Annotated in this window: 18 protein-coding genes, 1 tRNA gene and 3 pseudogenes; 3 read left to right on the top strand and 19 right to left on the bottom strand. The window is 67.3% G+C overall.

The annotated features are described in order from the left end of the window. Positions 1 to 152: 152 nt before the first annotated feature. The 8 genes from C6376_RS02495 to C6376_RS02540 form a co-directional block, all read right to left on the bottom strand. Positions 153 to 1,955: a trypsin-like serine protease gene (locus C6376_RS02495; protein WP_107441896.1), complete on the bottom strand. Its 1,803-nt coding sequence runs from the start codon at positions 1,953 to 1,955 to the stop codon at positions 153 to 155. A 198-nt stretch (positions 1,956 to 2,153) separates the two neighbouring features. Further along, entirely contained in the window at positions 2,154 to 4,190 is a 2,037-nt protein-coding gene (gene rho / locus C6376_RS02500; RefSeq protein ID WP_107441897.1) for a transcription termination factor Rho, read from the bottom strand. 427 nt (positions 4,191 to 4,617) lie between these two features. Beyond that, positions 4,618 to 5,547 carry a homoserine kinase gene (thrB, locus tag C6376_RS02505; RefSeq protein WP_107441898.1) on the bottom strand — a complete coding sequence of 310 codons (930 nt, stop codon included), beginning with the start codon at positions 5,545 to 5,547 and terminating at the stop codon, positions 4,618 to 4,620. A gap of 613 nt (positions 5,548 to 6,160) precedes the next feature. Continuing rightward, positions 6,161 to 7,219: a threonine synthase gene (gene thrC, locus C6376_RS02515; protein WP_107441899.1), complete on the bottom strand. Its 1,059-nt coding sequence runs from the start codon at positions 7,217 to 7,219 to the stop codon at positions 6,161 to 6,163. 3 nt (positions 7,220 to 7,222) lie between these two features. Next, positions 7,223 to 8,515: a homoserine dehydrogenase gene (locus C6376_RS02520; protein WP_173985564.1), complete on the bottom strand. Its 1,293-nt coding sequence runs from the start codon at positions 8,513 to 8,515 to the stop codon at positions 7,223 to 7,225. Between the two features lie 196 nt (positions 8,516 to 8,711). Continuing rightward, positions 8,712 to 10,103 (bottom strand): diaminopimelate decarboxylase, encoded by a 1,392-nt coding sequence (lysA, locus tag C6376_RS02525; protein ID WP_107441900.1) that lies wholly within the window; start codon positions 10,101 to 10,103, stop codon positions 8,712 to 8,714. A gap of 14 nt (positions 10,104 to 10,117) precedes the next feature. Then, a complete protein-coding gene (gene nrtL / locus C6376_RS02530; RefSeq protein ID WP_107441901.1) occupies positions 10,118 to 11,212 on the bottom strand; it encodes an ArgS-related anticodon-binding protein NrtL in 1,095 nt (364 codons plus the stop codon). Positions 11,213 to 11,545: 333 nt separating this feature from the next. After that, the gene (locus C6376_RS02540) at positions 11,546 to 12,037 is read right to left on the bottom strand and encodes a response regulator (RefSeq protein ID WP_107448732.1); all 492 of its coding nucleotides are present in this window, start codon (positions 12,035 to 12,037) and stop codon (positions 11,546 to 11,548) included. 111 nt (positions 12,038 to 12,148) lie between these two features. On the opposite strand from C6376_RS02540, the gene C6376_RS02545 reads away from it, so the two are divergent. Then, positions 12,149 to 12,220: transfer RNA gene (locus tag C6376_RS02545), tRNA-Arg, on the top strand. A 591-nt stretch (positions 12,221 to 12,811) separates the two neighbouring features. Next, the gene (locus C6376_RS44935) at positions 12,812 to 13,129 is read left to right on the top strand and encodes a hypothetical protein (protein WP_254075813.1); all 318 of its coding nucleotides are present in this window, start codon (positions 12,812 to 12,814) and stop codon (positions 13,127 to 13,129) included. A 324-nt stretch (positions 13,130 to 13,453) separates the two neighbouring features. Here the strand turns inward: C6376_RS44935 and C6376_RS44940 are convergent, their stop codons facing one another. From C6376_RS44940 to C6376_RS02575, 5 genes and pseudogenes are all read right to left on the bottom strand, one after another. Beyond that, positions 13,454 to 13,663 (bottom strand): nuclease-related domain-containing protein, encoded by a 210-nt coding sequence (locus tag C6376_RS44940; protein WP_254075814.1) that lies wholly within the window; start codon positions 13,661 to 13,663, stop codon positions 13,454 to 13,456. A 78-nt stretch (positions 13,664 to 13,741) separates the two neighbouring features. Beyond that, positions 13,742 to 15,434: pseudogene (locus C6376_RS02560) on the bottom strand (ISAzo13 family transposase). Positions 15,435 to 15,630: 196 nt separating this feature from the next. Beyond that, positions 15,631 to 16,448, bottom strand: a protein-coding gene (locus tag C6376_RS02565) for an IS5 family transposase (RefSeq protein WP_107441902.1) whose coding sequence is annotated in 2 segments (ribosomal slippage) — positions 15,631 to 16,106 and positions 16,106 to 16,448 — 819 coding nt in all. Because the reading frame shifts where the segments join, the coding sequence is not laid out codon by codon here. Positions 16,449 to 16,485: 37 nt separating this feature from the next. Next, on the bottom strand, positions 16,486 to 16,956 hold the full coding sequence (locus C6376_RS44945) for a hypothetical protein (RefSeq protein WP_254075815.1): 471 nt from the start codon (positions 16,954 to 16,956) through the stop codon (positions 16,486 to 16,488). Next, positions 16,953 to 17,801 (bottom strand): IS5 family transposase, encoded by an 849-nt coding sequence (locus tag C6376_RS02575; protein WP_107441903.1) that lies wholly within the window; start codon positions 17,799 to 17,801, stop codon positions 16,953 to 16,955. Before C6376_RS02575 ends, C6376_RS44945 begins: the two co-directional genes overlap by 4 nt. Before the next feature lie 459 nt (positions 17,802 to 18,260). Here C6376_RS02575 and C6376_RS02580 point away from each other — a divergent pair, with 459 nt between their 5' ends. Then, the gene (locus tag C6376_RS02580) at positions 18,261 to 20,270 is read left to right on the top strand and encodes a class I SAM-dependent DNA methyltransferase (RefSeq protein ID WP_159083138.1); all 2,010 of its coding nucleotides are present in this window, start codon (positions 18,261 to 18,263) and stop codon (positions 20,268 to 20,270) included. Positions 20,271 to 20,327: 57 nt separating this feature from the next. Here the strand turns inward: C6376_RS02580 and C6376_RS02585 are convergent, their stop codons facing one another. The 6 genes and pseudogenes from C6376_RS02585 to C6376_RS02610 form a co-directional block, all read right to left on the bottom strand. Next, on the bottom strand, positions 20,328 to 21,260 hold the full coding sequence (locus tag C6376_RS02585; protein WP_159083139.1) for a MamI family restriction endonuclease: 933 nt from the start codon (positions 21,258 to 21,260) through the stop codon (positions 20,328 to 20,330). Between the two features lie 122 nt (positions 21,261 to 21,382). Further along, positions 21,383 to 22,504 (bottom strand): IS630 family transposase, encoded by a 1,122-nt coding sequence (locus C6376_RS02590; protein WP_107441906.1) that lies wholly within the window; start codon positions 22,502 to 22,504, stop codon positions 21,383 to 21,385. Positions 22,505 to 22,694: 190 nt separating this feature from the next. Beyond that, positions 22,695 to 22,943, bottom strand: a pseudogene (locus C6376_RS02595) (transposase); the annotation flags it as partial. 83 nt (positions 22,944 to 23,026) lie between these two features. Beyond that, positions 23,027 to 24,640 carry an ISL3 family transposase gene (locus tag C6376_RS02600; protein ID WP_107441907.1) on the bottom strand — a complete coding sequence of 538 codons (1,614 nt, stop codon included), beginning with the start codon at positions 24,638 to 24,640 and terminating at the stop codon, positions 23,027 to 23,029. A 352-nt stretch (positions 24,641 to 24,992) separates the two neighbouring features. Next, positions 24,993 to 26,157: pseudogene (locus tag C6376_RS02605) on the bottom strand (IS1380 family transposase); the annotation flags it as partial. Positions 26,158 to 26,540: 383 nt separating this feature from the next. Then, entirely contained in the window at positions 26,541 to 26,963 is a 423-nt protein-coding gene (locus tag C6376_RS02610) for a hypothetical protein (RefSeq protein ID WP_107441908.1), read from the bottom strand. Positions 26,964 to 26,992 lie beyond the last annotated feature (29 nt).

Raw genomic sequence — 26,992 nt, forward strand, 5'->3', positions numbered from 1 at the left:
GTGGAACCTCACCATCGTCGCTCCGCCAGGACGGACGGGGAAACTCGGGACAGGGTTACACGTCGCCCTGTGTGCGAAACGTGCCGGAACGGACACGGAGCGTGCCGCAGGTGAGCGCCGCACACGGCGCTCACCTGCGGCTTCGTGGGGCGTCAGCCGAAGATGTCGTACTGCTTGAAAGTCGTCCCGAGTGAGACCCTTGTGGCAAAGATCGCACTCGTGGCGCTTCCGGTCCCCTTGTACAGATAGAGCACTCCGGCGGGCGTGCGGGCCAGCAGGTCGGCCACGCCGTCGCCGTTGACGTCCCCGACGGCGGCGACGACGTTGTACGTCGTGCTGCTCCAGGTGGCGACCTTGACGCGGGCCGCGAAGGCGGACGCGGCGGCGCCGTTGCCCTTGTAGAGGTAGACCGCGCCGGTGCTCTTGTTGCGGGCGATCAGGTCCGCCCTGCCGTCGGCGGTGAAGTCGCCGTGTCCGCGCAGGACGTTGTACTGGTTCCAGCCCGTGCCGTTCTTGACCCGCGCGGCGAAGGAGCCGCCGCCGTTGCCCGGGTAGACCCACAGGGCGCCGGCCGAGTCGACGGAGACCAGGTCGGGAAGGTAGTCGCCCGTGACGTCGCCGGGGGCGACGATCTGGGTGCGGGTCTTCCAGTTGTCGGCGATCAGCTTGGTCGCCCAGGTGCCGCTGGAGGGCACGTAGTGCCGCCAGAAGACGTCACCGTCGGACGCGCGCCGCAGGAGGAGGTCCTGGACGCCGTCGCGGTCCAGGTCGGTCTGCAGGACCAGGTTGTAGCTGCTCCAGGTGCCCCAGGACTCGCGGGCGCCCAGCGAGGCGCCCTTGGAGTCCATCTCGTACCCGGTCTTGGTCGACGCGGTGCGCGCCCACAGGTCGGCCAGCTGGTCGCCGCTGAGGTTGCTGTCGTCGACGCGCGGGTAGGCGCTGCCGACGTACGCGGAGACCTTGCTGAAGACGCTGTACGCGCCGCTCTCGACGCAGTCGGTGACGCCCCACGAGACGACGCCCACGATCCGGTCCTGGCCGGCCGCGTTCCGCACGATCAGCGGACCGCCGGAGTCGCCGTTGCAGGCGCTGGTGGTGCCCGTGTCGACGCCGGTGGCGGGCGTGCCCGCGCACACCATGTGGCCCTTGCGGTAGTCGGCGCCGTAGTAGTCCGCGCAGGTGGCGTCCGACCGCATCGGCAGCACGGCCGTCTTCAGCGTCTCGGAGAGGTCCTGCGTGGTGGAGGTGGTCCGGCCCCAGCCGTACAGCGTGGCCTTGGCGCCGGTCGCGTACGAGGCGGTGTCCGTGCTCGTCGTCATCTTGATCGGCGTGGCCCTGACCGGCGTCTCGAGGGTCAGCACGGCGATGTCGTTGTCGATGGTCGTGGCGCTGTACGACGGGTGGTTCCACTGCCGGCGGACGTAGGTGCCGGTCCCGCCGTGCAGGCTGCCGTCCTCGGACATCAGCTGGGCGCTGCCCGTGACGACGTAACCGTGGGCCTGCCAGTTGTAGTTCTTGACGCAGTGCGCGGCGGTGAGGATCTTCGTCGGCGAGACGACCGAGCCGCCGCAGAAGAATCCGACGTCGTCGCTGGTGGTGCTGGTGCCACGGTCGTCGCCGTACCAGAGCTGGGCCATCCACGGGGCCCGGGCGACGGTCGTCGTCGTACCGCCGATGATCTTCGGGTCGACCTTGGCCGATCCGGCGCTCGTGCTCCCGCTGAGGGATGCCTTCGAGGTCTGCCCCGGCGTCTCGTCGCCGCCGACCGCGACGTCGATCAGCTTCCGCAGTTCCTTGGCCGACTTCGTCGCGGCCGTGGCGGGCGCCGGCGGCGCCTCGGCCGCCTGTGCGGACGACAGGAACAGCGCGCCGGCGACGGCCGCTGCCAGGCCGGCCGCGGCGACGGGCAGGGCGATCCGTATCCGGCGTCTGTGCCGGCCGCCGCCCCCGGACATGGGTGTACCCACGCGAGTCCCCCCTCGGGATCAGGATGGTGGAAGAGCGAGATCGTATCCCGCCCGTGAAGCGCGGATCAGGGCCGCCCCCGCGTGCGGGGACGGCCCTGATCCGATGTCTGCGGGCTACGACGTCAGTCGTCGACGACGTCGGTCGTCGTTGACGTCGGTCTTCGTTGACAGCAGTCGTTGTCGACGTCAGTCGTTGTTGTTGCCCGGCGACGGCGTCGTCTTCTGGATCTGCATCAGGAACTCGCCGTTCGACTTCGTCTGCTTCATCTTGTCGAGGAGCAGCTCGATCGCCTGCTGCTGGTCGAGCGCGTGCAGCACCCGGCGCAGCTTCCAGGTGACCGCGAGCTCCTCGTTGCCGAGCAGGATCTCTTCCTTGCGGGTGCCGGACGCGTCCACGTCCACCGCCGGGAAGATGCGCTTGTCGGCGAGCTTGCGGTCGAGCTTGAGCTCGGCGTTGCCGGTGCCCTTGAACTCCTCGAAGATCACCTCGTCCATGCGGGACCCGGTGTCCACCAGCGCGGTGGCGAGGATGGTCAGCGAGCCGCCGTCCTCGATGTTGCGGGCCGCACCGAAGAAGCGCTTCGGCGGGTACAGGGCCGTCGAGTCGACACCACCGGACAGGATGCGGCCGGAGGCCGGGGCGGCGAGGTTGTACGCACGGCCCAGACGCGTGATCGAGTCGAGCAGGACGACGACGTCGTGGCCCAGCTCCACCAGACGCTTGGCGCGCTCGATGGCGAGCTCGGCGACCGTGGTGTGGTCCTCGGCCGGACGGTCGAAGGTCGAGGAGATGACCTCGCCCTTGACCGACCGCTGCATGTCGGTGACCTCTTCCGGACGCTCGTCGACCAGGACGACCATCAGGTGGCACTCGGGGTTGTTGTGCGTGATCGCGTTGGCGATCGCCTGCATGATCATGGTCTTGCCGGTCTTCGGCGGGGCCACGATCAGACCGCGCTGGCCCTTACCGATCGGCGCGACGAGGTCGATGATGCGGGTGGTGAGAACGCCCGGGTCGGTCTCCAGGCGGAGCCGGTCCTGCGGGTAGAGCGGCGTCAGCTTGTTGAACTCGGGGCGGCCGCGCCCGGATTCGGGCGCCATGCCGTTCTGCGAGTCCAGGCGGACCAACGCGTTGAACTTCTCGCGGCGCTCCCCGTCCTTGGGCTGGCGGACGGCGCCGGTGACGTGGTCGCCCTTGCGCAGGCCGTTCTTGCGGACCTGGGCGAGCGAGACGTACACGTCGTTCGGGCCCGGCAGGTAGCCGGAGGTCCGGATGAACGCGTAGTTGTCCAGGATGTCCAGGATGCCCGCGACGGGGATCAGCACGTCGTCGTCGGCGAGCTGCGGCTCGGGGGCGCCGATCTCGTCGCGCCCGCGGCGCCCACGGCGGTCGCGGTAGCGGCCGCGGCGGCCACGCCGGCCGTCGCCGAACTCGTCGTCGTCCTGCGGGCCGTTGTCGCGCTGCTGACGGTCCTGACGACCGCCGCCCTGCTGCTGACCCTGCTGGCCGCCGCGCTGCTGCTGACCCTGCTGGCCGCCCTGCTGGTCGTCGCCCTTGCGGCGGTCACCGCGGTCGCCCCGGTCACCGCGCTCGCCACGGTCGCGGCCGCGCTCACGGCGGTCGCGGCGACGGCCCTCGCCACCGTCGGCGTCGCTCCTGGCGTCACCCTGGGACTGCGCCTGGGCCTCGGTCTGCGCCTGCGCGGGCGTCTCGGCCTTCGGTGCGCTCTTGGCCTCGGCGGCGACCGTCTCCGGGCTGCCCGCGTCGGCGGTGGCACGACGGCGACGGCGCTCGGCGGGCGCGTCGGCGCCGGCCGGCTGGCCCGGAATCTCGATCTGCTGCTGGGCCACGGCCTTCTCGGCGGCGGCCTCGGCCGGGGCGGCGTCCGCCTTCTTGTCGGCGGCCTCTCCCGTGCGGGCCTTGGAGGTGGCGCGGCGCTTGGGCTTGGCCTCGGCGGCCGGGTCCTCGGCCTTGGCCGGGGCACCGCCTCCGGCCTGCGCCTCCTTGATGACCTCGATCAGCTGGCTCTTGCGCATCCGCGCGGTGCCCTTGATGCCGAGGCCTGATGCGACCTGCTGCAGCTCGGCCAGCACCATGCCATCGAGGCCGGTACCGCGGCGTCGCCGGGAGCCTGCACCGGTGGCAGGCGCGGAGGCGTCCGTGGCGGGCGCGGCAGCGGTCTCCTCGACACGTGCGCCCATCAGATCGGTGGTGTCGCTCACGAAGGGTCCTTCCCTGGAGCGGACGTCGGCCTGTCTGGCTCGGCGACCGTTTGTGCTGTCCGGCTTCGGTCCTTGCTGAGGCGAAGCCGGGGCGGTGGTCCGCCTTATGCGGCGGAAGAGAATTTGCTGGTGATGGCGCTTCCCCGACGAGTCGTGACACCCAGTGTCACGTGGCGTGGTAGCACCGATTCCGAAGCTCCCCCAGAGGGGGGACCCCCATCTGCGGGCCGCTCAGCGTCGTTGCACGGCGTACTGCCCAGGTACGACGTACGGAACGCAGTGCGGCTTGGGGAGCTCCCGGAAGAATGTCTGTCCCGAAGCGGGACACGAAGCACCGCGCCGTGGTGGGGTCGGGTGCAGACTTGAGGTTAACACTACCGGATCCAACAAACATTCCCCCTCTCGAAATCCGGCAACCGTGCGCCTTTCACATGTCGCCGGAGGGCGCAAGAGGCATTACGCACGCCCCTTGCAGGTCCATGGCCAGGCGGTTCGCGGCCCAGTCCGCGCCGGCCGAGGATTCGATCTTGTCGGCGGTGGCCGCGTCGGCCAGTGCCATCACGGTGGGTCCGGCGCCGGAGATGACGGCCGGGATCCCGTCGGCGCGCAGCCGCTCCACCAGCGCGGCGCTCTCCGGCATGGCAGGCGCGCGGTACTCCTGGTGCAGACGGTCCTCGGTGGCGGGCAGCAGCAGTTCGGGGCGCCGGGTGAGGGCTTCGACGAGCAGCGCGGCCCGGCCGGCGTTGGCCGCCGCGTCGACGTGCGGGACGGAACGCGGGAGCAGACCGCGCGCGGTCTCGGTGAGGACCGGCTTCCCGGGCACGAAAACCACCGGAACGATGGAATCGGCGGGCTCAGTCCTGATCGCCCGCGCGGAGCCGGCCTCCATCCAGGACAGGGTGAAACCGCCGAGCAGGCAGGCCGCCACGTTGTCCGGGTGGCCCTCGATCTCGGTCGCGAGCTCGAGCAGGGCGGCGTCGTCGAGCCTGCTCTCCCCGCCTATGGTCACCGCGCGCGCGGCGACGATGCCGGCGCAGATCGCGGCGGACGAGGAGCCGAGGCCCCGGCCGTGCGGGATGCGGTTGGCGCAGACGATCTCCAGTCCGCGCGGCTGGCCGCCGAGGACGTCGAAGGCGGTGCGCAGGGAACGGACGAGCAGGTGCGTCTCGTCGCGCGGCAGCGTCTCGCTGCCCTCGCCCGCGATGTCGATGTGCAGCCCGGAGTCGGCCACCCGGACGACGACGTCGTCGTAGAGCCCCAGTGCGAGGCCGAAGGCGTCGAAACCCGGGCCGAGATTGGCGCTGGTGGCGGGAACGCGCACGCGCACGGGGGCGGCACGGAAGGCGGGACCGGCCATCTTGCGATGACTCTCCTTGAGCTGCGGGGCTGTCGAATGAGATGCGCTACGTACATGAGGACCCTGCCGCCGCTACGGCGACGCGGCGCCGCGGCATATGCGGCGGGCGGGTTCAGTACAGCCTATCGAAGGAAGGTTCAGCGGCGACATAGGGCGCACAGGAGGCGCACGATGCGTGTCGTAAGCCCCCTGTGCACCCCCGACGGGGAAGTCCCTGTCGGGGGTGCAGGGGAAGCGGTGTTCCCGGTGGAGCGGGTGTCCCTCGCGGAACGGGTGTCCCTCGCGGAACGGATGTTCCCGATGGAGCGGCCGTCCGCGGTGGAGCGGGTGCTCCCGGTCGTTCGTCCCCCGTCGACCGGCGTACCGGCGGAGCGGATGCTCCGGGCCGGTCGCGTCCACCGCGGACCGGTGTGCCGGTGTGCCGGTGTGCCGGTGTGCCGGTGTGCCGGTGTGCCGGTGTGCCGGTGTGCCGGTGTGCCGGTGTGCCGGTGTGCCGGTGTGCCGGTGTGCCGGTGTGCCGGTGTGCCGGTGTGCCGGTGTGCCGGTGTGCCGGTGTGCCGGTGTGCCGGTGTGCCGGTGTGCCGCCGGTCGGTCCGCGGTGGACAGGGTTCCGCTACGCGAGGCCGAGGCGCTCGGCCGCAGTGACCGCGTCGACCGGGACGGTGACGGGTTGCGGCGCGCCGGCGACGGCCCAGTCGGGGTCCTTGAGGCCGTTGCCGGTGACCGTGCAGACGATGCGCTGGCCCGGGTCGACCAGACCCTGCTCGGCGGCCTTCAGCAGACCGGCCACCGACGCGGCGGACGCGGGCTCCACGAAGACGCCCTCCTGAGCCGCCAACAGCCGGTAGGCGCGCAGGATCTCACGGTCCGTCACCTCGTCGATCCGGCCGCCGGACTCCTCCTGCGCCGCCAGCGCGAACTTCCAGGAGGCGGGGTTGCCGATGCGGATCGCGGTGGCGATCGTCGACGGGTCCTTGACGATCTCGCCGCGCACGATCGGAGCGCTGCCGGACGCCTGGAACCCCCACATCCGGGGGGTCTTGGCGGCGATCTTGTCGGCTGCGTACTCCTGGTACCCCTTCCAGTACGCGGTGATGTTGCCCGCGTTGCCGACCGGCAGGACGTGGATGTCGGGGGCGTCGCCGAGCATGTCGACGATCTCGAAGGCGGCCGTCTTCTGTCCCTCGATGCGCACCGGGTTCACCGAATTGACCAGCGCCACGGGGTAGTTGTCGCTCAGCGCACGGGCGAGGGTGAGGCAGTCGTCGAAGTTGCCGTCGACCTGGAGGATCTTCGCGCCGTGGACGAGGGCCTGGCCCATCTTGCCGAGCGCGATCTTGCCGCGCGGCACGAGCACGGCCGAGACCATGCCCGCACGGACGGCGTAGGCGGCGGCGGAGGCAGAGGTGTTGCCCGTCGAGGCGCAGATGACCGCCTGCGCGCCCTCCTCCTTCGCCCGCGTGATCGCCATCGTCATGCCGCGGTCCTTGAAGGACCCCGTCGGGTTGGCGCCCTCCACCTTCAGGTGGACCTCGCAGCCCGTGCGCTCGGAGAGCACCTGCGCGGGGACGAGCGGCGTACCGCCCTCACGGAGCGTCACGACCGGCGTGCTGTCGGATACCGGCAGCCGGTCCCGGTACTCCTCGATGATTCCGCGCCACTGGTGGGTCATTGGTTACTCTCCTTCAACCCGCATGATGCTGGCGACACCCCGCACGGTGTCGAGCTTGCGCAACGCCTCGACGGTCCCCGTCAGGGAGGCGTCGGACGCGCGATGGGTGACGACGACGAGAGAGGCCTCGCCGTCCTTGCCCTGTTGGCGCACCGTATCGATGGACACCCCGTGCTCGGCGAACACGGTCGCCACCTGGGCGAGAACACCCGGTTTGTCGGCGACGTCCAGGCTGATGTGGTAGCGCGTGACGACATCGCCCATGGGCGACACCGGCAGGGCGGCGTACGCCGACTCGCCGGGCCCCGTCGCCCCGCTGAGCCGGTTACGGCAGACGGCGACGAGGTCGCCGAGCACGGCTGAGGCGGTGGGTGCACCGCCGGCGCCGGGGCCGTAGAACATGAGCTGGCCGGCCGCGTCCGACTCGACGAACACGGCGTTGTAGGCCCCGCGCACCGAGGCGAGCGGGTGGCTCAGCGGAATCATGGCGGGGTGCACCCGCGCGGTCACGGACCCTCCGTCGGCAGCCCGCTCGCAGATGGCGAGCAGCTTGATGGTGCAGCCCATCTGCCGGGCGGAGGCGAAGTCGGCCGACGTCACCTCGGTCATGCCCTCGCGGTAGACGTCGTCGAGGCGCACGCGCGTGTGGAAGGCGATCCCGGCGAGGATGGCGGCCTTGGCGGCCGCGTCGAAGGCCTCGACGTCGGCGGTCGGGTCGGCCTCCGCGTACCCCAGGGCGGTGGCCTCGTCGAGGGCCTCCTGGTAACCGGCGCCGGTGGAGTCCATCTTGTCGAGGATGAAGTTGGTGGTGCCGTTGACGATGCCGAGCACCCGGTTCACCTTGTCGCCGGCGAGCGACTCGCGCAGCGGCCGGATCAGCGGGATGGCGCCGGCGACGGCGGCCTCGTAGTAGAGGTCCTTGCCGTGCCCGTCGGCGGCGGCGTGCAGCGCCGCGCCGTCCTGGGCGAGCAGCGCCTTGTTGGCGGAGACGACGGAGGCGCCGTGCTCGAAGGCGGTGGTGATGAGCGTGCGGGCGGGCTCGATGCCGCCGATGACCTCGACGACGACGTCGATGTCCCCGCGTTTGACGAGGGCGGTGGCGTCGGTGGTGACGAGGGCGGGATCGATGCCCTCCCGGACCCGCGACGGCCGCCGCACGGCGACACCGGCGAGCTCCACGGGAGCGCCGATCCGCGCGGCGAGGTCGTCGGCGTGCGTCGTCATGATGCGCGCCACCTCTGAGCCGACCACTCCACAGCCCAGCAGCGCCACCTTCAGCGGACGCGTACGCATCATCCGACCTCGTTTCCTGAATACCGTCTACGACTGTTTCCGGTTGGTTCAGTCTCACTCACCGGACCGGAGTTTCTATCCCCGGTCCGGATCGTGAGACATCTATTTCATTTTCGCAGAGGCGGCAGACAGGAGATCTTCCGCCCTTTCCTCTCCGCCGCCCATTCTCCTTCGCGGGGCCGATTTCCCGGCCGGCCGCTCAGCCCACGTCGAGCCGCAACAGGTCCTCCTCGGTCTCCCTGCGCACGACGACCCGCGACTCCCCCTCGCGCACGACGACCACCGGCGGCCTCAGCACGTGGTTGTAGTTGCTGGCCATGGAACGGCAGTACGCCCCCGTCGCGGGGACGGCGACGAGGTCACCGGGTGCCAGGTCCGACGGCAGGAAAGCGTCCTTCACCACGATGTCCCCGCTCTCGCAGTGCTTGCCGACCACGCGTGCCAGCATCGGCTCGGCGTCGCTGGCACGCGAGACGAGCGCCACGCTGTACTCGGCGTCGTACAGCGCGGTGCGGATGTTGTCGGACATGCCGCCGTCGACGGAGACGTACGTCCGCAGCCCGTCGAGCGGCTTGACGGTGCCCACCTCGTAGAGGGTGAAGGCGGTCGGTCCGACGATCGCGCGGCCCGGCTCGACGGAGATGCGCGGGGTGCGCAGCCGCGCGGCCTCGCACTCCCGGGTGACGATCTCGGTCAGCGCCTTGGCGATCTCGTGCGGCTCGCGGGGGTCGTCGTCGCTGGTGTAGGCGATGCCGAGACCGCCGCCGAGGTCGATCTCGGGCAGTTCGACGCCGTGCTCGTCCCTGATCACCTTGAGCAGCCCGACCACCCGGTGGGCGGCGACCTCGAACCCCGACATGTCGAAGATCTGCGACCCGATGTGCGAGTGGATCCCGATCAGTTCGAGCCCGTCGAGCTGAAGGGCGCGCCGCACCGCCTCGGCGGCCTGGCCGCCGGCGAGCGGGATCCCGAACTTCTGGTCCTCGTGGGCGGTCGCGATGAACTCGTGCGTGTGGGCCTCGACGCCGACGGTGACGCGGATCTGCACCCGCTGGCGCCTGCCGAGGGACTGCGCGATGTGCGCGACCCGCACGATCTCCTGGAAGGAGTCGAGGACGATGCGCCCGACCCCGGACTCGACGGCCCGGCGGATCTCCTCCGTCGACTTGTTGTTGCCGTGGAAGGCGATGCGGTCGGCCGGCATTCCCGCGGACAGGGCGGTGGCCAGCTCTCCGCCGGAACAGACGTCGAGGTTGAGCCCCTCCTCGTGCAGCCACCGCACGACGGCCCGGGACAGGAACGCCTTACCGGCGTAGAAGACGTCGGCGTCTTTGCCGAACGCGGTGCGCCAGGCGCGCGCCCGGCCGCGGAAGTCCGCCTCGTCGAGGATGTAGGCCGGGGTGCCGTGCTGTTCGGCGAGGCTGACGACGTCGACGCCGCCGACGGTCAGCACGCCGTCGGCGTTGCGCGTGACGGTCTGCGCCCAGACCTTGGCGTCGAGGGTGTTCAGGTCGGCGGGCGGCGCGGAGTAGTGGCCCTCGGGCAGGACGTCGGCGTGACGGGGCCCGGCGGGGTGGGCGGAACGGCTCATCTGGGCGTGCTCTCTCAGAGGTGATCGGGTGCGTCGATACCGAGCAGGGACAGGCCACCGGCCAGCACCGCCCCGGCGGCTTCGGCAAGCGCGAGCCGGGCACGGTGGGCGGCCGAGGGTTTCTCCTCACCACGGGGAAGGACGGCGGGAAGCAGGACGAGGGTCGCGTCGGCCAGAGCGAGAAGGTGTCGGGCGAGACGGGAGGGAGCGCCGGCGTCGAGGCCGGGGGTGCCCGGCTGTGGGGCGTCGGTCACGGCCGTGGCGAGGATGCGGGGGTAGTCCGCGAGAAGAGGAAGCAGGTCGTGAGCCTCGGACGACGCCTGCTGGCCGAGGCCGGCGGCGAGGGTATCCCCGGCGGTATCCGCGGCAGCGGCGTCCACGACGGTATCCGCGACGGTGTCGTGCGGGCCGGAGTCGGACCACGGCCCGAATCCGAGATCTGCGGCGTTGCGGCGCACGGCCCGGGTGCGGGCGTGGGCGTAACGGACGCGGAAGACAGGATTGCTCTCCCGCTGGACCAGGTGGTCGGCGGTGATCCGGGGCCGGTCGTGCGGGGCCGGGTGGAGCAGGGCCCAGCGGGCGGCGTCGGGACCGAGCGGGGCGGGGTCCTCGGGGGCGGGCGCGGGCCGCAGGGTGACGGGACCGCCGTGACCGATGTCGACGCGGCCGCCCTGCGCCGCGACGATCCGCGCGAGCGCGTCGGCGACGACCTCCGCCCGCACCTCGTACGGCACCCGCACCGCGAAGACCTGCCCGGCGAGCCGGTCGCCGTGCCCGTACCGCGATCCCTCACGAAGGACCCGCCGGACGAGGACTGAGCCGGCGGAACCGTCGAGGCGGAGGTTGAGGAACCCCGGCCCGGTGATCTCGACGCCGGCGACCCCTTCGGAGGCGGCCAGGTACGACCGGAGCACCTCGGCGACACGGAGCGGCGGCTGCCCGGCCGGCCGGGCGAGCTGAAGGGCGATGTTGGTGGCGTAGTCCCCACGCCCACCGGGCCCCGGCGGCGCGACCACGGCCCGCGCGGGCACGGCCACGCTGAGCTCCCCGGCCTCCACGGCACGACGCACCGCGCACAGCACGGTACGGGAGAGCTCGACGGGGGTCACGGGACAAGCGTAGGGGAGGAGGGGGGTGGGTAGGCGAGCAGGTTTACGAGAGGTCCGCGATGTGGACGCCCGCACAGGAAAGAGGGGCAACGGGAAGCGCATCCCGGAACAGCGAAGGAAAGCGAAACCCGGAACGACAGGAGAGAGCGAAGCCCGGAACAGGGAGAGGAAACGAGGCCGGGCCGGGTGCTGGGGCGCGGCCGGGTACCGAGGCGGTGGCGGGGTCGGGTACCGAGGCGGTGGCGGGGTACTGGGCGGGGCCGGGCGTTGGGGCGAGGGCGGGCCGGGCGTTGGGGCGAGGCCGGGCCGGGGTCAGAAACAAGGAAGGCAGCCCTACTCGGTCATGGGCCCCGCGCCGGACCCGCCACCCGTCCCGGCCCTCACGCCCTCCCCTGCACCGCTCTCCCGGTCCATCAAGGCCCGAATGAGCGAGACGAGTTCGGCGGGATCGAAGGGCTTGGCGAGAAAGGCGTCGACGCCGACCTCCAGACCGGCCTCCACCTCGTACTGCGTACAGGCACTGATGATGGCGAGCGGAAGATCGCGCGTGCGTGGATCGGTACGCAGTCGAGCGGCGGTCCGCAGCCCGTCGAGCCGAGGCATGGCGACATCGAGTGTCACGAGATCGGGTCGCACCTGATGAACGACTTCCAGACACTCGACACCATCGGACGCGGTCACGACCTCGATGCCCTCCAGCTCGAGATTGACCCTGATCAGCTGCCGGATGACCTTGTTGTCGTCGACAACAAGCACCCGGCCCGACGCGCCTGGCACACCTCGAGAGTAGGTCCGGACCGGCCACCGCGTCCGGGTTTTCCCCACTTCCACCCCCCGCGGGCGACGCTCCGGCCCGCGGAAACACGTTCATGAACACCCCGAGGGAGCTGGTAGTGTTCTACCCGTCGCCGCGAGCAAACAACTCCGGCCCGACACGCCCCCGTAGCTCAGGGGATAGAGCAACGGCCTCCGGAGCCGTGTGCGCAGGTTCGAATCCTGCCGGGGGCACCTTGCATGAGGTGCCCAAAGACCCCGCCACCAGCGGTTTCGCTGAGGACGGGGTCTTGGCATATGTGCAGCCGGATGCAGCCCGAAGCGGTCGTATGTCGAGGTCTGTGGACGAGGCGTGGACGGGATCTTGAGGCATTCCCGCAGGTGGCACAGCGCATGGAAGTCGATCGGCAGCGCCGCTCGCTATCGTCGTCCCGGTAGTGGATGACGTTGAGGGAGGGAAGACTGACGACCGCCGCCGACGGGCAAATGATCGGACGAGGTGGGGGATCTCCTGGACGTGACCACGCTTGCAGTTACTCTCAGCGGCGTCGCAGGAACGCTCGGCGGAACTCTGGGCGGAGCGCTGCTCAGCCAGCGCGTCACCCGAGAGCAGAACCAGCGCGCGGATCGTGAACGAGCAGAGGACCGTCACGACCGAGCGCAGGAAGCCAGACGGGATCTCTACGCCGCCTGAACACCACGGCTCGCGCTTATCGGGTCGCTGCCCGAGACTCCGTCCGAGCAGCCGAGCGTGGTGAAACCGTCGAGCCAGCAGTCCTTGACACCGCCAGGGACGCTTGGTTGGAGCAATACTCTTCGGCACAGATGGCGCTGCCGAAGCATGTCCACGAAATTGTTTCGATCCTCAACAGGGCGCTCGGAGTCGGGTATTCCGTAGTCAAACAATTGCCGAACAGTCCTGACCCGGACGAGTCGTACAGCCGTGCCAAAGCTTGGTTCAGCGGCCCAATGTCCGACGGGGTGTATCTGCTGCGGGTCACTCTGCGCCATGACCTCGGTGTCGAGGTCGAGCCCGACTTCAAACGCACATGCACACGGATACTCGCCGTGCTCGATGGCGAGCGAAGGATCCTTGAACGTCTACTCTCCTCCGAACAGGCGCGGACGACCCGGCCTGCTTGACGGGCCAAGGAAACGACGAGGCCTCTGGGCATCACGTCACGGCCCTCAAACACGAGCAAGGTCATGTCGCCGTCGGCGGGACCTGGCTCCAAGCCTGGCGATGGTGGGCGACGCCGTACACCTGCTCGACCTGGTCGACTGTCAGCACCCCTGAGAGCGGCGCCAGTGCCGCCACCTCAGGTTCCGGTACACGCGCACGCTGAGCTGCGTGGCAACCATCTTCAGATCAGTCACGCCCACGAAAACGAGCACCGGCTCCACTGGTACGGGAAAACCGCAGTAGCACTCAAGCACTCGGGCTACCCGCTTGGCCTCAGCCCTGCTCTAACGCGCATACGGCGCCAGCTTTCCGTAATCCAACTTCACGGAGTCGTCGCCGACCCACACAGCCCTTTTGTGATGGTGTTTCGTATTGATGCTGAACACGCCACCGGGCCCGATCAGCAAATGGTCCACGTCGACCTTGACGGCCAAGAGGATGGAATGCAGGACGCGCCAGCCGTGCCGCTCCAAGCGGTTCAGCTCGGCTCTCACCCACCGCTCCCCCGCCAGGCCCTTCCGCCAGGAGTCCCACTCGGGGGCGCCGCAGGATCTGTAAGGGCCCGTAAAGAATCAACACGTTGATTTGGTCTCAGCCGTGAGGGTCGCGCCGTGTGCGGTGGCGTGGACGAGGAGTCCTGCCAGGGTGTTGAGGTGTGGTGCTGGTTGCTGGGGTGTGTGTGCGTGCTGGTCCATCAAGCGCCGGATCTCGCTTGTGGTGTGGCGGATGGTGTCTTTGCTGACGGCGAAGAGGCGGGCCAGCACGGTGGGCGGCAGGGCGAGGTTTTGTTGTAGCACGGTGACCAGGACCCGGTCGGCCAGGTCGAGTTTGGCTTTGCGGCCGCCGCCCGGGGCCCGGCGTCGTTGACCACCGTCGCGTCGTGTGGTGGCGTCCTGTTTCTGCAGCGTCTGCCAGTCGGCGTTCAGGGTTTCGGTCAGCTCGGTCAGTGCGGTGCGGGTCATGCCGGTCAGTGCAGGGTGCGACAAATCACCGCGGTCGAAGACCGCCGCCGGCTCGGACGCTGGCCCGGTGGGGCCTGCCGGGCCGGCGGGGGTGGGGGTGGACGGTGTAGTTCCATTCGCCGTGGAAGGCATGTCCGGTGACCGGCACTGCGTTCAGCTCGGCGTCGCTGACCTTCACACCGACTGGATAGGCGCCGGTGTCGAGTTCCGCGTGGACGGTGAGACCGGTGCGGGTGGTGGTCGCGGCGATGGACTGCACGACGACCTCATGGCTGTTCAGGGGCCTGCCGCGCCAGTTCATCGTGATCGCGGAGAACAGCCGGTGCTCCACTTTGTTCCACTTCGATGTGCCCGGCGGCATGTGGCACACCGTGACAGTCAGGCCGGTCCGGGCGACGAACGCAGCGAGCTCGGTCTTGAAGGCCCGGGTGCGGTAGCCGTTGGAGCCGCCAGCGTCCGCGGTGATCAGCAGACGTCTGGCCTGTGGGTAGTCGAGGCGTCCTTGCCCGTTCCACCAGCGGCGGATCGATTCGACCGCGAAGGCCGCGGTGTCGTGATCCGTACCGACGTTCACCCAGCCGGTGTCCGCCGCCAGGTCGTAGATGCCGTAGGGCAGGGCTTTGCCCAGTGCATCACCGGGGAAGTCATGAACATCGACCCGCACCGGCTCGCCGACCGGTCGTCATTGACGTCCCGCATTCTTGAACTCCCCGAGGACTTCCTTCTTCTTCGTATCCACACTGACCACTGGCCGACCGTCCGCCTGATGGTCCTTGACCTGGTCGTTGATGTACCGGAACTGCGCGTCCCGGTCAGGGTGCTGAGCGCCCTCAAGGGTCTTGGCGTTGGCCTGCAGACTGAAACCGTTCTCCCGTAACAGCCTGCCCACGGTCGGTGCTGACGCGGCATGGCCCTGCCGTGTCAGCTCCCCAGCCAGAGACCGCAGCGACTTGGTCGTCCAGCGCAGCGGCGACATCGGATCGCCCCGTTCATCCGGCTCGACCAGCGCCAGCAACGCCGGAACGAGCAGCGGGTCAAGCTCCTCGGCGCTCTTGCGACCGCCGCCATCCCGGCGGACCCGGCCATCGGGCAGTGGGGCCTCACCGCCCTCCAACTCGTATACACCTTTCCGTACTGTCGTCTCGCTCACCCCTGCGGCACGCGCGACGGCCCGGACCCCGCCGTGCCCCAGCAGCCGGGCCTCGGCAGCCAGCGCCAGCCGCTGCTGCCGCTCATTGAGATGAGGTAACAACACCCCGAATCGCAGGGCGAGTTGGTCAAGAGTCTCGCTCGGTATGCGCATACCACACCAACGACAAGGAGACCGTGAAGCAACGTGTTGATTCTTTACGGGCCCTAAGAACCCCTAACAGAATGCTGCAATTACCTTGGAATGTTGGCGCCTGATGGGTTGTTAGCCTCGATCTTTCGTGACGGTCTACCGACGGAGTCGGTAGACCGTCACGAAAGATCGAGGCTAGGAGTTCTAAGACGGTGTCCTACGTGGTGAGGCGGACGAATCGCTTGTAGCAGCACATTGCTGCGGCGAGGCCGAGAAAGGCCAGGTAGTTGCGTGGATCGCGTTCATAGCGAGGGCTGAGTCTGCGGTAGCCGGACAGCCACGAGATCGTGCGCTCGATCACCCACCTTCGTCGGCCCAAGCGTTCGCTGGACTCGATGCCCTTGCGGGCGATACGCACGCCGATGCGCTTGCCCCGTAACCATTTCCGTAGGTGGGGAATGTCGTAGGCCTTGTCCGCGTGTAGGCGCTGAGGCTTGAAGTAGCGGCCGTTGTGGGGGTCGTGTCTCGTTTGGTGACCGGCCACCATGGGCTTCAGCCCTTCGCTGTCGTGGACGTTGGCGGCGGAGACGCCGACGACCAGGGGCAGTCCGTTCGCGTCCGACAGAACGTGCATCTTGGAACCCGGCTTGCCCCGGTCCACGGGGCTCGGACCTGTGTGTCTGCCCCCTTTTTAGCCCGCACGTGGGCGGAATCGAGCACCACGCGGGAGACGTCGATGAGGCCCGCGTCGTCGAGCCGATGCAGGACCGCCTCGTGCAGCCGGCCCCATACCCCGGCCCGCGACCAGATCAGGAATCGGCGATGGGCCGTCGACTTCGATATCCCGAAGCACGGCGGCAGGGCCCGCCAGGCGCACCCGCTGACCAGCACATAGACGATCGCCGCGAACAGCGTCTCATCAGGCGCGTTCGGCGTTCCACCGCCCTGCGGCCGCACCCGGTCCTCCGGAATCAACGGCCTGGCGAGCTCCCACAAGCCGTCCGGAACAATCCAACTCCACTTACCCCGCCCCATGAACAGACCAACGAGCGATCACCACGTAGGACACCGTCTAAGTGGGCGGTTCGTAAGGTGATGTCCGCTTCCGGGTGACGCTTGGAGCAGGGTTGCTGGTCGTGGCGTCGGTTATTGCTTCCTGGCGAAGTTTGCCGGTGCCGACTTCGGTGAGGATGCCGAGTTTGACCAGGCGCTTCAGCTTGGCCCGGGTGCCCTCGACCTTCTTCGGCAGTTCGTGGCCGAGAGCTTCGCAGACGTCTTTGGCCCGCAGGGAGCCGGTCGCCTCGTTGAAGACGGCGAGGATGCCCGTGTAGTCCGGGTGCTCGGGCAGCTCCGGCAAAGACGCCGGGAGCCGGTCGGTGAGGCCGGTGATGGTCTTGCGGGTGATCGCGATGTGGTCCAAGTGGGTCTCGGCCTCCCGTAAACGGGTCTGCAGGTAGTCGATCTGTGCGCGCAGGTCGTCGGTCAGGGCCCGGGCGGCGTGTTCCTGGAGGTCCAGGGCGTCGAGCAGGGGCTGGATGTTCACGCTGCCGCTGCCTGCGGCTCGCGCCAGGTGGGAGCGTTCGCGCCGGTGAGGCGTCGTGCCATGACGTGGGTCATCGCCCAGTAGACGCGGGAGGCGGAGGAGGAGGGGCAGTGCTCGTAGTCGCGGACCAGGCGCCGGTGCAGTATCAGGATCCCGTAGGTCTGCTCGACCCTCCACCGCTTCGGCCGCGGCACGAACCCCTTGACCAGCGGGTTGCGCTCGACGATCTCGACGTCGATCCCCAGGCCGGCGCCGTGCAGGACGACCTGGTTCTTGCAGCCCTGGTCGACCAGGGCTTTGCGGACCGTGCTGCCGGCGTGCTCGGCGACCTGGTCCAGCAAGGCGATGCCCGCGGCGTTGTCGTGGGCGTTCGCGGCGAGGACGACGACCGCGATGACCAGGCCGAGGACATCCACCGCAAGGCCCCGCCTGCGGCCGGGCACCCGCTTGGCCGGATCGTGGCCGCTCGTGGCGGTGGGGACCCCGGCGGCCACGTGGACACTCTGGGTGTCCAGGACCACCAGGGTCGGGTCCTCTAATCGCCGGGCGCGTTCACGGACCTGGCAGCGCGGGAGTTCATGGATGACCTGGTCGGTCCCGTCGTCCCGCCAGGCGGCGAAGTAGTAGTAGGTCACGCTCATCTGCGGCAGGTCGTGCGGGAGATAGGCCCACTGGCAGCCGGTCCGGCCCTGGTAGAGGATCGCGTTCACGATTTCCCGCATGTCGTAGGCGCCCCGGTGGCCGCTGACCGAGCGGTGCCGGTCCTTCCACGCGGTGATCACCGGCTCGATCAACGACCACTGCTCGTCCGACAAGTCACTCGGGTACGGCTTGCGTTCACTCACCCGGTCACATCACCAGATCACCAACCGCGGACCGGTAGATTCCGCCCCGCCACCACACCATCAGGCGACAGCAGAACCGCTCAAAGACTCACGAACCGCCCACTTAGAGGTGCCATCTGCTGCGGTCGACTGTAGATACTTCCAGCCCTGGATTTGGGCCGCGGGGTGGGCTCCTCGTCGATCGGGCCTCGGAGGCGTACCAGGAACCTCCAGGGGCCGCCAAGGCCAAGTGCAAGCGTCACGATGTGAGCCTTGGCGGCCCCTGGAGAACCCTGGTCTGGCAGAGCTGCCCGACCGACGAGGAGCCCACCCCGCTACCGAGCATATGACCGGCACCTCCGCAGGTGCCGTGAGGCTTGCTGATTATGGCTAGACCGCCTGCCCAACTTGCTTGCACTTAACTTGACCACCGACAGGACCGCTAAGATGTCGCAGAACACAGACGAGAGGGAAGATCCAATGAGCATTTCTGATGATTCGACAGCAGAGAGCCCACTGCTGGGGGTATCCGGCTCATTCGGATTTGCAGAGATTGAATTTGCACGACGTTTTGATGACCTGCATCAATTGATCTACCGGCAGGGCGGAGTCCGCCCTACCAATGCTGCAGTCGAAGAAGTGGCCAAGCTCATCTTCCTTCGCCTCTGGTGGCTCAAAAAGCCCGACACCTCACTGCCGTCAGGTCTTACTCTCGACATCCTCTTCTCACCCAAAGAAAACGGCCAACGACTGGTTGAGAGCTTCAAGCAGGCATTCAATCTTGCTTTGAACGCGGACGAGTTGTCCGCCCTCACTCCCAGCGGCATCAAAGAATCTCTATGGCCCGTAGACGAGCCATTTCGCCTGAGCAATCCCGATGTACTAGATTCAGCAGTGAAGCTGGTCTCAGACCTGATTCAGGATCACACACCAGCTGTTTCAGATCCTCTGGGTACAGCATTCGATGCGCTACTTAGTGGCCGTTACGACCACAGCGGCGGTTTGGGAACCTATCTTACACCCAGCAGTGTCGCACGAATGATGGCAGAGATCGCCTTCGATCTCCTAGAGGCACCATGCTTCGACACGCCCGAAAATCTACTTTTGGGAGATCCATTCTGCGGAACTGGACGATTTCTTGTTGCAGCAGCTGAAATCCTCCGGGAAATCGGGACACCGGAAGCAACGAAAGCCATCTCGACGGGACTGTTTGGATCCGACCAATCAACCTCTTCTGTGGCCAAAGCCCGCATCAACATGATGCTTTATGGCGTTGAGCATCCTCTTGTATGGACCACTCCCGACTCCATCGTCGACAAAGACCTGTCAAAGCTGCACGGGAAAATTCAAATTATCCTCACCAACCCCCCTTTCGGCGAGGGTAAGTATGACAGCCTGGCGGGCATCTCCCAAACTGCATACGTCATCCCGCGGGTAACAGGTAAGAAAAAGATTGACCCTGCACTAGCAGGCCTCGTGCAATCGCTCCTGCTACTGAAGCCGGGCGGGGTCCTTGGGATTGTCCTGCCCGACGGTGTTATCGAGTCTCGTGCGTTCGATGATCTAACATCTGGACGAAATGGAATCCTTGGGGGGGGCATTTCTGTCGCAGCAAATGTCAGTCTCCCGACAGCGACTTTCTCCCTAAGCGGTACCGTTGCAAAGACAAGCGCCATTTTCCTCAAGAAGGAAAGTAGGCGTACACAGGTCGCCTTGGCGCGCGTCCAACATGTCGGCTATCTTCGCCAGGCCGGCAAGGCGGCAAGGGACCCGCAGGGAAACGATCTGCCTCGCATTCCGAAACTGATGCGTAGCGGTCTATCAGCCGCTGGCAACGCGCTGGTATTCATTGAAAGCCAAGAGCCACTAGTTGCTATCGCGCAACCGGGGGCCTTGCAGTCCTTCGACCCCTCACGCGTAGACCCGGCGGCCCTCCGGGCGCGAGCCTCCATCAAGGAACGCGGAGGCATGGAGCTCCAAGCTCTAATGCAGGAGGTACGCGCCCGCCGTTCGCGGCTTCTCCCCGATGTTCCCTTCATCTCCGTGCTTCACATCGACGATCTGGGAACTATCGCATGGCATGAAGCCGAAAGGTACCAGCCGACCACTCCGGGAATCCTTGCATCTGGTGGGGATCTGATTATTTCCCTGCTCAATCCTTCAAAACTACGAGCCTCGGTCATCCCCGAAGAATTGAAGACCGTACAGGTATCCGCCGAGTTTGGAGTCTTTAAACCCCATCAGCATCCCTATGCAATTCTCGGACTGCTGTACTCCGAGAGTGTTAAAGCACAACTGCGCCCGCTGGGTCGAGGAACTTCCAGCTCTCGCAGGCGAATTAACGAGGAGGATGTACTCTCTCTCACCGTTCCCATGCTGGACGAACAAGCAATGTCGCGGTTGGACATAAAGCTGAAGGAATCACTGGAGTCTATTAGCCGGGCCCGGGCCACGCTAAGCAGCGAATTCGGAAAGATCGCAGCGGGCTAGGCCAACATCTAGTTGCCCACCCCGCAATGTGCGAAAGGGCGGAGTGGGCAACTGTTCTTAGTCTTGGTCGGACGACGACCCCATATCCGCCTTAAGGGCCTCTTCGACTGCCTCAACCTGAGCCTCAGCGAAGACGGACGCGAAGAGTTGCGGGACCATTGCTACGTCCGCAACAATATCGGACGTTTCCGTTAGCCTAGTGGCCCGACTTGGCTGGCGTTCGTATTCCAGGGCGACGGTTCTTCCTCTAATTCCCAGAACTTCGGATGGAAGTTCTTTATGCCATTCGAGCTTATGCTGGCCGTCCGGCCTCACATACAAGCGAGCGTCAAATACCAAGACCTCTCGAAAGTCCAGGTTGCCCAGCGTATTAACCACTAGATCATCGTCATGCCCTACTGGCGGATGAAGCTGGAAGTTGTAGGTTCTGCCGCTACGACTCTCAACGAATTTAAGGATCAGCGACCGCCAACTTTCGTCCTCCTGAGCATCAATACACCAAGCCCTTATTCTGATCGGCACACCTCCAGATTTTCCACCTGCAGTAAAGGGCCTATCTACAAGCACATAGAAGAGGTAGGGGGAATTCAGATATTTCCTCCAACGCTCCTCTCTTCCATTTTCTATCTGAACCGCGTCATCCACCAATGAGCCGAGATTGTGATTCCATCGCGGCCTGTCCACCCCGGAAATATTCGCTGCGCTCTTAACCTCACTACCATCAGTCAAGTCGTCACCTTTTCCCCGAAAGCCTTGCCCAGGTTCCTGGAGAACGATAGACGCAACAAATTGGGCTATATATCCTGTATCAACCTGAGCGGTCTGCCCAGTCAATGCTGCCCATTTCTGCAACGTCAGATGCTGATTAGCGAAGAAGTCTATGAAAAGTTCTTCCAGGAGCTTCCTTCGCTGGTTATGCGTGAGTTTCCTGAGAAGCTCTCTCCTCTTCGTAATTCCTAGTGCGATAGCAGCAGCAGTCTCATTTTTCACCAGTGCTCCAACCTCAGCTCACACGGGTAGCACACGAGCGAAGCTGACAACCAACGCCGTGCAGCCAGCCGTTCGCTGTGGACCAGGAGTGGACGAGCGCCACTCTAACTGTCTGTCGAAGGCTAGTGTCCTGCGCCAGAGATCCGTCGGCAGAAGCGGGCAAGGGAGTCGAGGATCTCTTGGGCTGTCTTGGTCCAGATGAACGGCTTGGGTTCTTTGTTCCAGTCCTTGACCCATGCCCGAATGTCGGCTTCGAGGGCCTGGATGTTCTTGTGTGCGCCGCGGCGGATCATCTGGTGGGCCAGGTAGCCGAACCACCGCTCGACCTGGTTGATCCAGGAGGAGCCGGTCGGGGTGAAGTGCAGCTCGAACCTGGGGTGTTTGGCCAGCCAGGCCTTGATCGCGGGAGTCTTGTGAGTGCCGTAATTGTCCACGATCAAGTGGACCTGCAGGTGCGCGGGCACCTCCTTGTCGATCCGGATCAGGAACTTCTTGAACTCCACGGCCCGATGCCGACGGTGCAGGGCACTGATCACCTCGCCGGTGGCGACATCGAACGCGGCGAACAAGGTGGTCAGGCCGTTGCGGACGTAGTCGTGAGTACGCCGCTCGGGCATGCCCGGCATTATCGGCAGCACCGGCTGCGACCGGTCCAGGGCCTGGATCTGCGACTTCTCGTCCACCGAGAGGACCACCGCACCCTCGGGCGGGTTGAAGTACAGACCCACGACGTCGTAGACCTTCTCCACGAACAACGGATCCGTCGACAGCTTGAACGTGTCCGCCAGATGCGGCTTGAGCTGGAACTTCCGCCAGATCCGGCCGACCGTGGACTTCGACAGGCCGCTGTGCTCCGCCATCGACTTCCGCGACCAGTGGGTGGCGTTCTTCGGGATCTCCTCCAGCGTCGTGACCACGACCGCCTCCACCTGGTCGACGCTGATGGTGGGCGGCCGGCCCGGCCGGGGCTCGTCGACCAGGCCGTCCAGCCGCTCCGCCAAAAACCGCCGCCGCCACTTACGGACGGTGTCGGCGGCCACCCGCAACTCGCGGGCGACCACGACGATTGGCGGTACCTCCGGACCAGCGCACGCCAGCACAATCCGCGCCCGCAAGGCCACGGCCTGGGCCGATGTCGCCCTACGCGTCCACCGCTCCAACTCCGCCCGCTCGTCATCAGACAGCAGCAACGGTTCCAGCTTCGGGCCCCGACGAGGAACTGACGCACCAGCAGCAGAAGTCACACAACTACTAACGATCAACTACTGGCGCAGGACACTAGCCTCGCCGTTTCGGTTGGAGCGATGAGTCGTCGCTGAGGGACAACTGCGGGGTGACCGACGCTATTTCGTTGCTCGGACATTGCGGAATCCCGGCGCGGTGGTCGGGTTCTCCGGAGTCCGTCGGGTCGTGGGAGGGCAGGGTGGTTGCTGGTCAGCTGGCGGGACGGGGCAGTGCGGCGAGACGGTGGAAGGCCGCGACCAGTTCGTTTCTCCATGGCCAGGTCGCCGATATCCGCAAGCGCAGGCGTCGGCCGCCGCGGGTGAGGCGGGCAGCGACGTGCAGCAGCCGGTAGCGGAGCTTCTTCGGCTCGGCAGTGGCCAGCTCCCCGTCCAGCAGCAGGACGCGCGTCCAGGCCAGCAGGTCGATCGCCGCGAGGCTGAGTTCGAGCCAGACAGCGTGTCGGCGGCGGCTAAACCTGGGTTCTGGATCACTTTCCGTGCAGCGTTGACGGACGGCACGGACCCACCCGGGCCGTGGGGCGGTCACGCGGCCAGCAGGACGCGCTTGCGTAGCAGGGCCAAGCCGGCCCGGCCGAACATCTGCCGCTTCAGCATCTTGATCCGGTTCACCTGCCCCTCGACCGCCCCCGAGCTGAACGGCAAGGTCAGCCCCACCTCCACCGCCCGCAGATCACACCCGATCCCGTTCACGAACGACACCAGCTCGGGCAGGTCGCCAGCCTTCACGCCGTCGATCCAGGCCGCGAGCTTGTGACCGGCTCGCCCGTTCATCATCTCGGCGAAGGCCCGGACGTGCTCGGCGGTGGCATCGAGCTGCGGACACCGGGTCAGGATGTCCTTGAGCTGCAGAGTCTCGTCCTGGGTGAGGCTGTCGGGGTGGCGGGTGATCCAGCCGGTGACCTCCCGGACCGACGGCGGCCGACGTGCCCGGTCGGCGGGCTTGGCTCCAGCACGCAGTGGCTGGAGGTAGTCGCGGACCACCGAGTAGCCGCCCCGGAACCCTGCGGCCTTGATCTCTTCGAAGAGCTTCTTGGCGCTCGTGCAGCCCTCCTGCCAGCGCTGATGCAGGTAGGGCTTGTAGTCGTCAAGGACGCTCGCGCGACCCTGCCACTTGCCCGCGTTCAGCTCCTCCGCGGTGGCGGCGTGGGTGAACTTGCGCACGGTGTTGCGGGCCAGGCCGAGCTCGCGGCTGATCTCGCGCAGGGTGAGCCCCTTGTCGATCAGGGCGTGTATCTCCTGGTGCCGGTCGCGGGTGCGGTCGGCGCAACTGTGGGCGGCTCGTTCTGCCTTCACGGTCTCCGTGATCTTCTCCAGTTCGGCGGCCGCAGCGGCGGAGACCGATGGGCTGGGCGGCGGCTCCGGGGTGCGTAAGTGGGTGGAGTGCCTGGTCACGCAGCGGTCCACGGCTTCGGTGAGGTTGTGGAACAGGTGCCAGCGGTCTGCGACTTGCACGGCGTCCGGGGCGCCGAGGCGGGCGCCTTCGGCGTAGCCGCTGGCGCGGTCGCGGCAGATGATCTCGACTCCGGGGTGCTCGGACAGCCAGCGGGCCAGGGTCGCCGACTCCCGGTCGGGTAGCAGGTCGATCGGGCGGCGGGTCTCGACGTCGATCAGTACGGTGCCGTAGACGTGGCCCTTGCGCAGGGCGAAGTCGTCGACGCCGAGCACGCGCGGTGTCACGGTCGGCGGGTCCGGCAGGGCGTGGATCAGCCGCAGGAGGGTGGAGCGGCTGACGGCCGCGCTGAGAACGGCGGCCAGGCGGGCTCCGGCTCGTCCGGCCAGCATCAGCGCGACCATCTGCAAGACAGTGTTCAGCCGCTGGCTTCGCCGCCCGTGCCGGACGGTGAGCCCGTCGATCTGCTCGACGAACGTCGCCCGGGGGCACGATGCCGCCGGGCATCGGAAGCGCCGGACCTGCAGGTGCACGACCACCGGCCGGCTGCCTACCGCTGCGTCGGCCAGGCGGCGATGATAGGAGCTGTGGACCCGCCGGGATCTCGTCCTACAGGCCGGGCAGGCGGCTTCGCCCGCGCACGCGCGGGCGGCCACGATGACCGCGTCGTCGCTGAGCTCGACATCGTCGACCTGCAGGCCGTCCAGGTCGGCGAACAAGACGTCCTCTACCTCCACATCACTCACGGGCCTTGATCGTTAGGCATCCGGGGGCGGCGGCGCAGGGAAGCACCGGAAGTGATCACAAGAGACGGGTGTCGTTCGTGAACGGGATCGGGTGTGATCTGCGGGCGGTGGAGGTGGGGCTGACCTTGCCGTTCAGCTCGGGGGCGGTCGAGGGGCAGGTGAACCGGATCAAGATGCTGAAGCGGCAGATGTTCGGCCGGGCCGGCTTGGCCCTGCTACGCAAGCGCGTCCTGCTGGCCGCGTGACCGCCCCACGGCCCGGGTGGGTCCGTGCCGTCCGTCAACGCTGCACGGAAAGTGATCCAGAACCAGAATTCAGGCGTCGCCGAGACAGCGTTGGCGCCGAAGCCGCGGGAGGGGAAACGGCCGAAGCCGGCGGTCTTACCGCACCGGATGTGGTCCTCGACTGTGGCATGCCCGCGGTGGCGGACCTCGAGTAACTGGGCGGAGCCACCACCGGAGTACGGGGTGTCGGTGAGGAACACCTGATGTCGCAGGCCCTCGTCCTGATCGAACAGGGACAGCTGGGCACCGGGGTGTGGCCGCTCGCGGCGCACGATGATGCGGGTGCCGGCCGGGTAGCCGTCCAGATCGACTATGCCGGTCAGCTCGGCAACCTCTGCGCCATCACGCAGCGTCCCGCCCTGGTCCAGGGCGGGATGCCAGAGGCGGTCGGGCACCGAGCGGATCGCGCGGCGGACGGGCTCGGTGACCGCGTATCCGACTGAGAAGAAGGTACGGATTCCTCGTTTCCGCAGGTCGCCGATGTGGGTGAGGAAGACTTTCGCCGGCACTGTCGGCGCGGACCAGGATGTCGATGCCGCGCCGGTGAGCGTCAGGGATCTGCGCGAGCGCCTGGTCGAGCACCACAACGTGATCAGCGGCAGTGTTGGCTCCGGAGTTCCCGGCCGCAGCCGCCCCGACACGGCCTCGCCGGTGTTCGCGAGGAAACACAGGAACGGATGGAAGCCGAAGCCGCCCTTATAGGTCGGGGCGGCCTGTTCCTTTTCCGAGTGACAGGCGACCAGCGTGGCGTCGAGGTCCAGGACCAGGCCGGGAAGTTCTTGTCCGCCGGCCCGAGCGGCAGGTATGCCCTCGCCGGTCTCGGCGGCCTGCATCCAAGGGCTTCCCGGGCTGAAGCGCGGGCCGCTCGCAGCGAAGCGAGTGCAGCCTCGTCGGTGTCGGCGAGCAGTCACCAAGCCGTGGGCGTGGATGCGACCGGGCCGAACACCTCGCCCTGGTCCCGCAACACGGCCAGGTCCGCGATCGCCTCACCGCCGTCGGCGAGCATCACCGCGAGATCGGTGGCGACCCGGCCCGGGTCGTGCCCGGTCCCGCGCGGCCGAAGCCGCCGGAGAGCGGCGGAGTACGCGGCGGTCAGCCCGGTGGCATCAGCAAGATCCGCCAGCAACCGTGCTCCGGCATGCCCGACCACCCCGAACCATCGGCACTGACACGAACCTTGGGACGCAACCCGATAGTCTGCACGTAGAAAGTGCCCTCCGCTTGGACCGACAGAACCCCTCAACAAGGTTCATCGTCCCAGGTCAGGAAGGCACTTTCGTGTTTCCGCCTCAAAGCCAGTTGTACCCAAGTGAAACGGCGAGGCTAGTGACCTGGATGAACGAACTGAGCCTCAACGGCCTCCGGAGCCGTGTGCGCAGGTTCGAATCCTGCCGGGGGCACCTTGGATCAGGTGCCCAAAGACCCCGCCACCAGCGCTTTCGCTGAGGACGGGGTCTTGGCTTATGTGCAGGCGTGTGCCGCTCGGAGCGGCTCTATGTCGCGGTCTGTGGACGAGGCGTGGAGGGATCTTGGAGCATCGTCGCAGGTGAGCCCCGCAAAACGATGTGGCCCTTGGACGGGCGCAGGGGCCACATCGCAAAACGGCACCGATCCCCCTAGTCGGCAGTGACCCCCCAGTAGCCGATGTGGATGGGCCTGCCGTCTCGGTAGAGCACTGTGCAGTTCCCCTGGGCGCGGCCTGGGAAGTCCAACTGCTCGGAGTCGAGAGCGGCGTCCCACTCCGCGTAGGTGGGCCGGCCGTGTGGAGCCCACGCACGCACCTCACCATCGGTCAGCGGCCGCATGAACGGACCGTCGTCGGTGTCCGCAGCCTCGATCATGAGAGGGAAGTCCAGCACGGTGCCCGTGCCACCCGTGAAGATGTACTCATGCCACTCCGGGTCACGCCACAGTTCCTCGACGGACCGGCCCTCGAAACCGTGATTGTCCCGCGCCAGCTCGTCTTCCTGGGCCTGCCGGAACGCGGCCGCCAGATCACGCTGATACGGGCCAGTGTGGGTCCATGCGTTGCCGCCCATCCGCGTCCCCTCTGCATTCGAACTGTTTG

The sequence above is a fragment of the Streptomyces sp. P3 genome (assembly GCF_003032475.1).
Classification (GTDB): Bacteria; Actinomycetota; Actinomycetes; order Streptomycetales; family Streptomycetaceae; genus Streptomyces.

Bases quoted from the DNA above. Each gene is read 5' to 3' on its own strand.
- thrC (WP_107441899.1), bottom strand. From the start codon at position 7,219: ATGACCCACCAGTGGCGCGGAATCATCGAGGAGTACCGGGACCGGCTG.
- thrB (WP_107441898.1), bottom strand. From the start codon at position 5,547: ATGGCCGGTCCCGCCTTCCGTGCCGCCCCCGTGCGCGTGCGCGTTCCC.
- C6376_RS02610 (WP_107441908.1), bottom strand. From the start codon at position 26,963: ATGGGCGGCAACGCATGGACCCACACTGGCCCGTATCAGCGTGATCTG.
- lysA (WP_107441900.1), bottom strand. From the start codon at position 10,103: ATGAGCCGTTCCGCCCACCCCGCCGGGCCCCGTCACGCCGACGTCCTG.
- C6376_RS02495 (WP_107441896.1), bottom strand. From the start codon at position 1,955: ATGTCCGGGGGCGGCGGCCGGCACAGACGCCGGATACGGATCGCCCTG.
- C6376_RS02580 (WP_159083138.1), top strand. From the start codon at position 18,261: ATGAGCATTTCTGATGATTCGACAGCAGAGAGCCCACTGCTGGGGGTA.
- C6376_RS02520 (WP_173985564.1), bottom strand. From the start codon at position 8,515: ATGATGCGTACGCGTCCGCTGAAGGTGGCGCTGCTGGGCTGTGGAGTG.
- C6376_RS44935 (WP_254075813.1), top strand. From the start codon at position 12,812: ATGGCGCTGCCGAAGCATGTCCACGAAATTGTTTCGATCCTCAACAGG.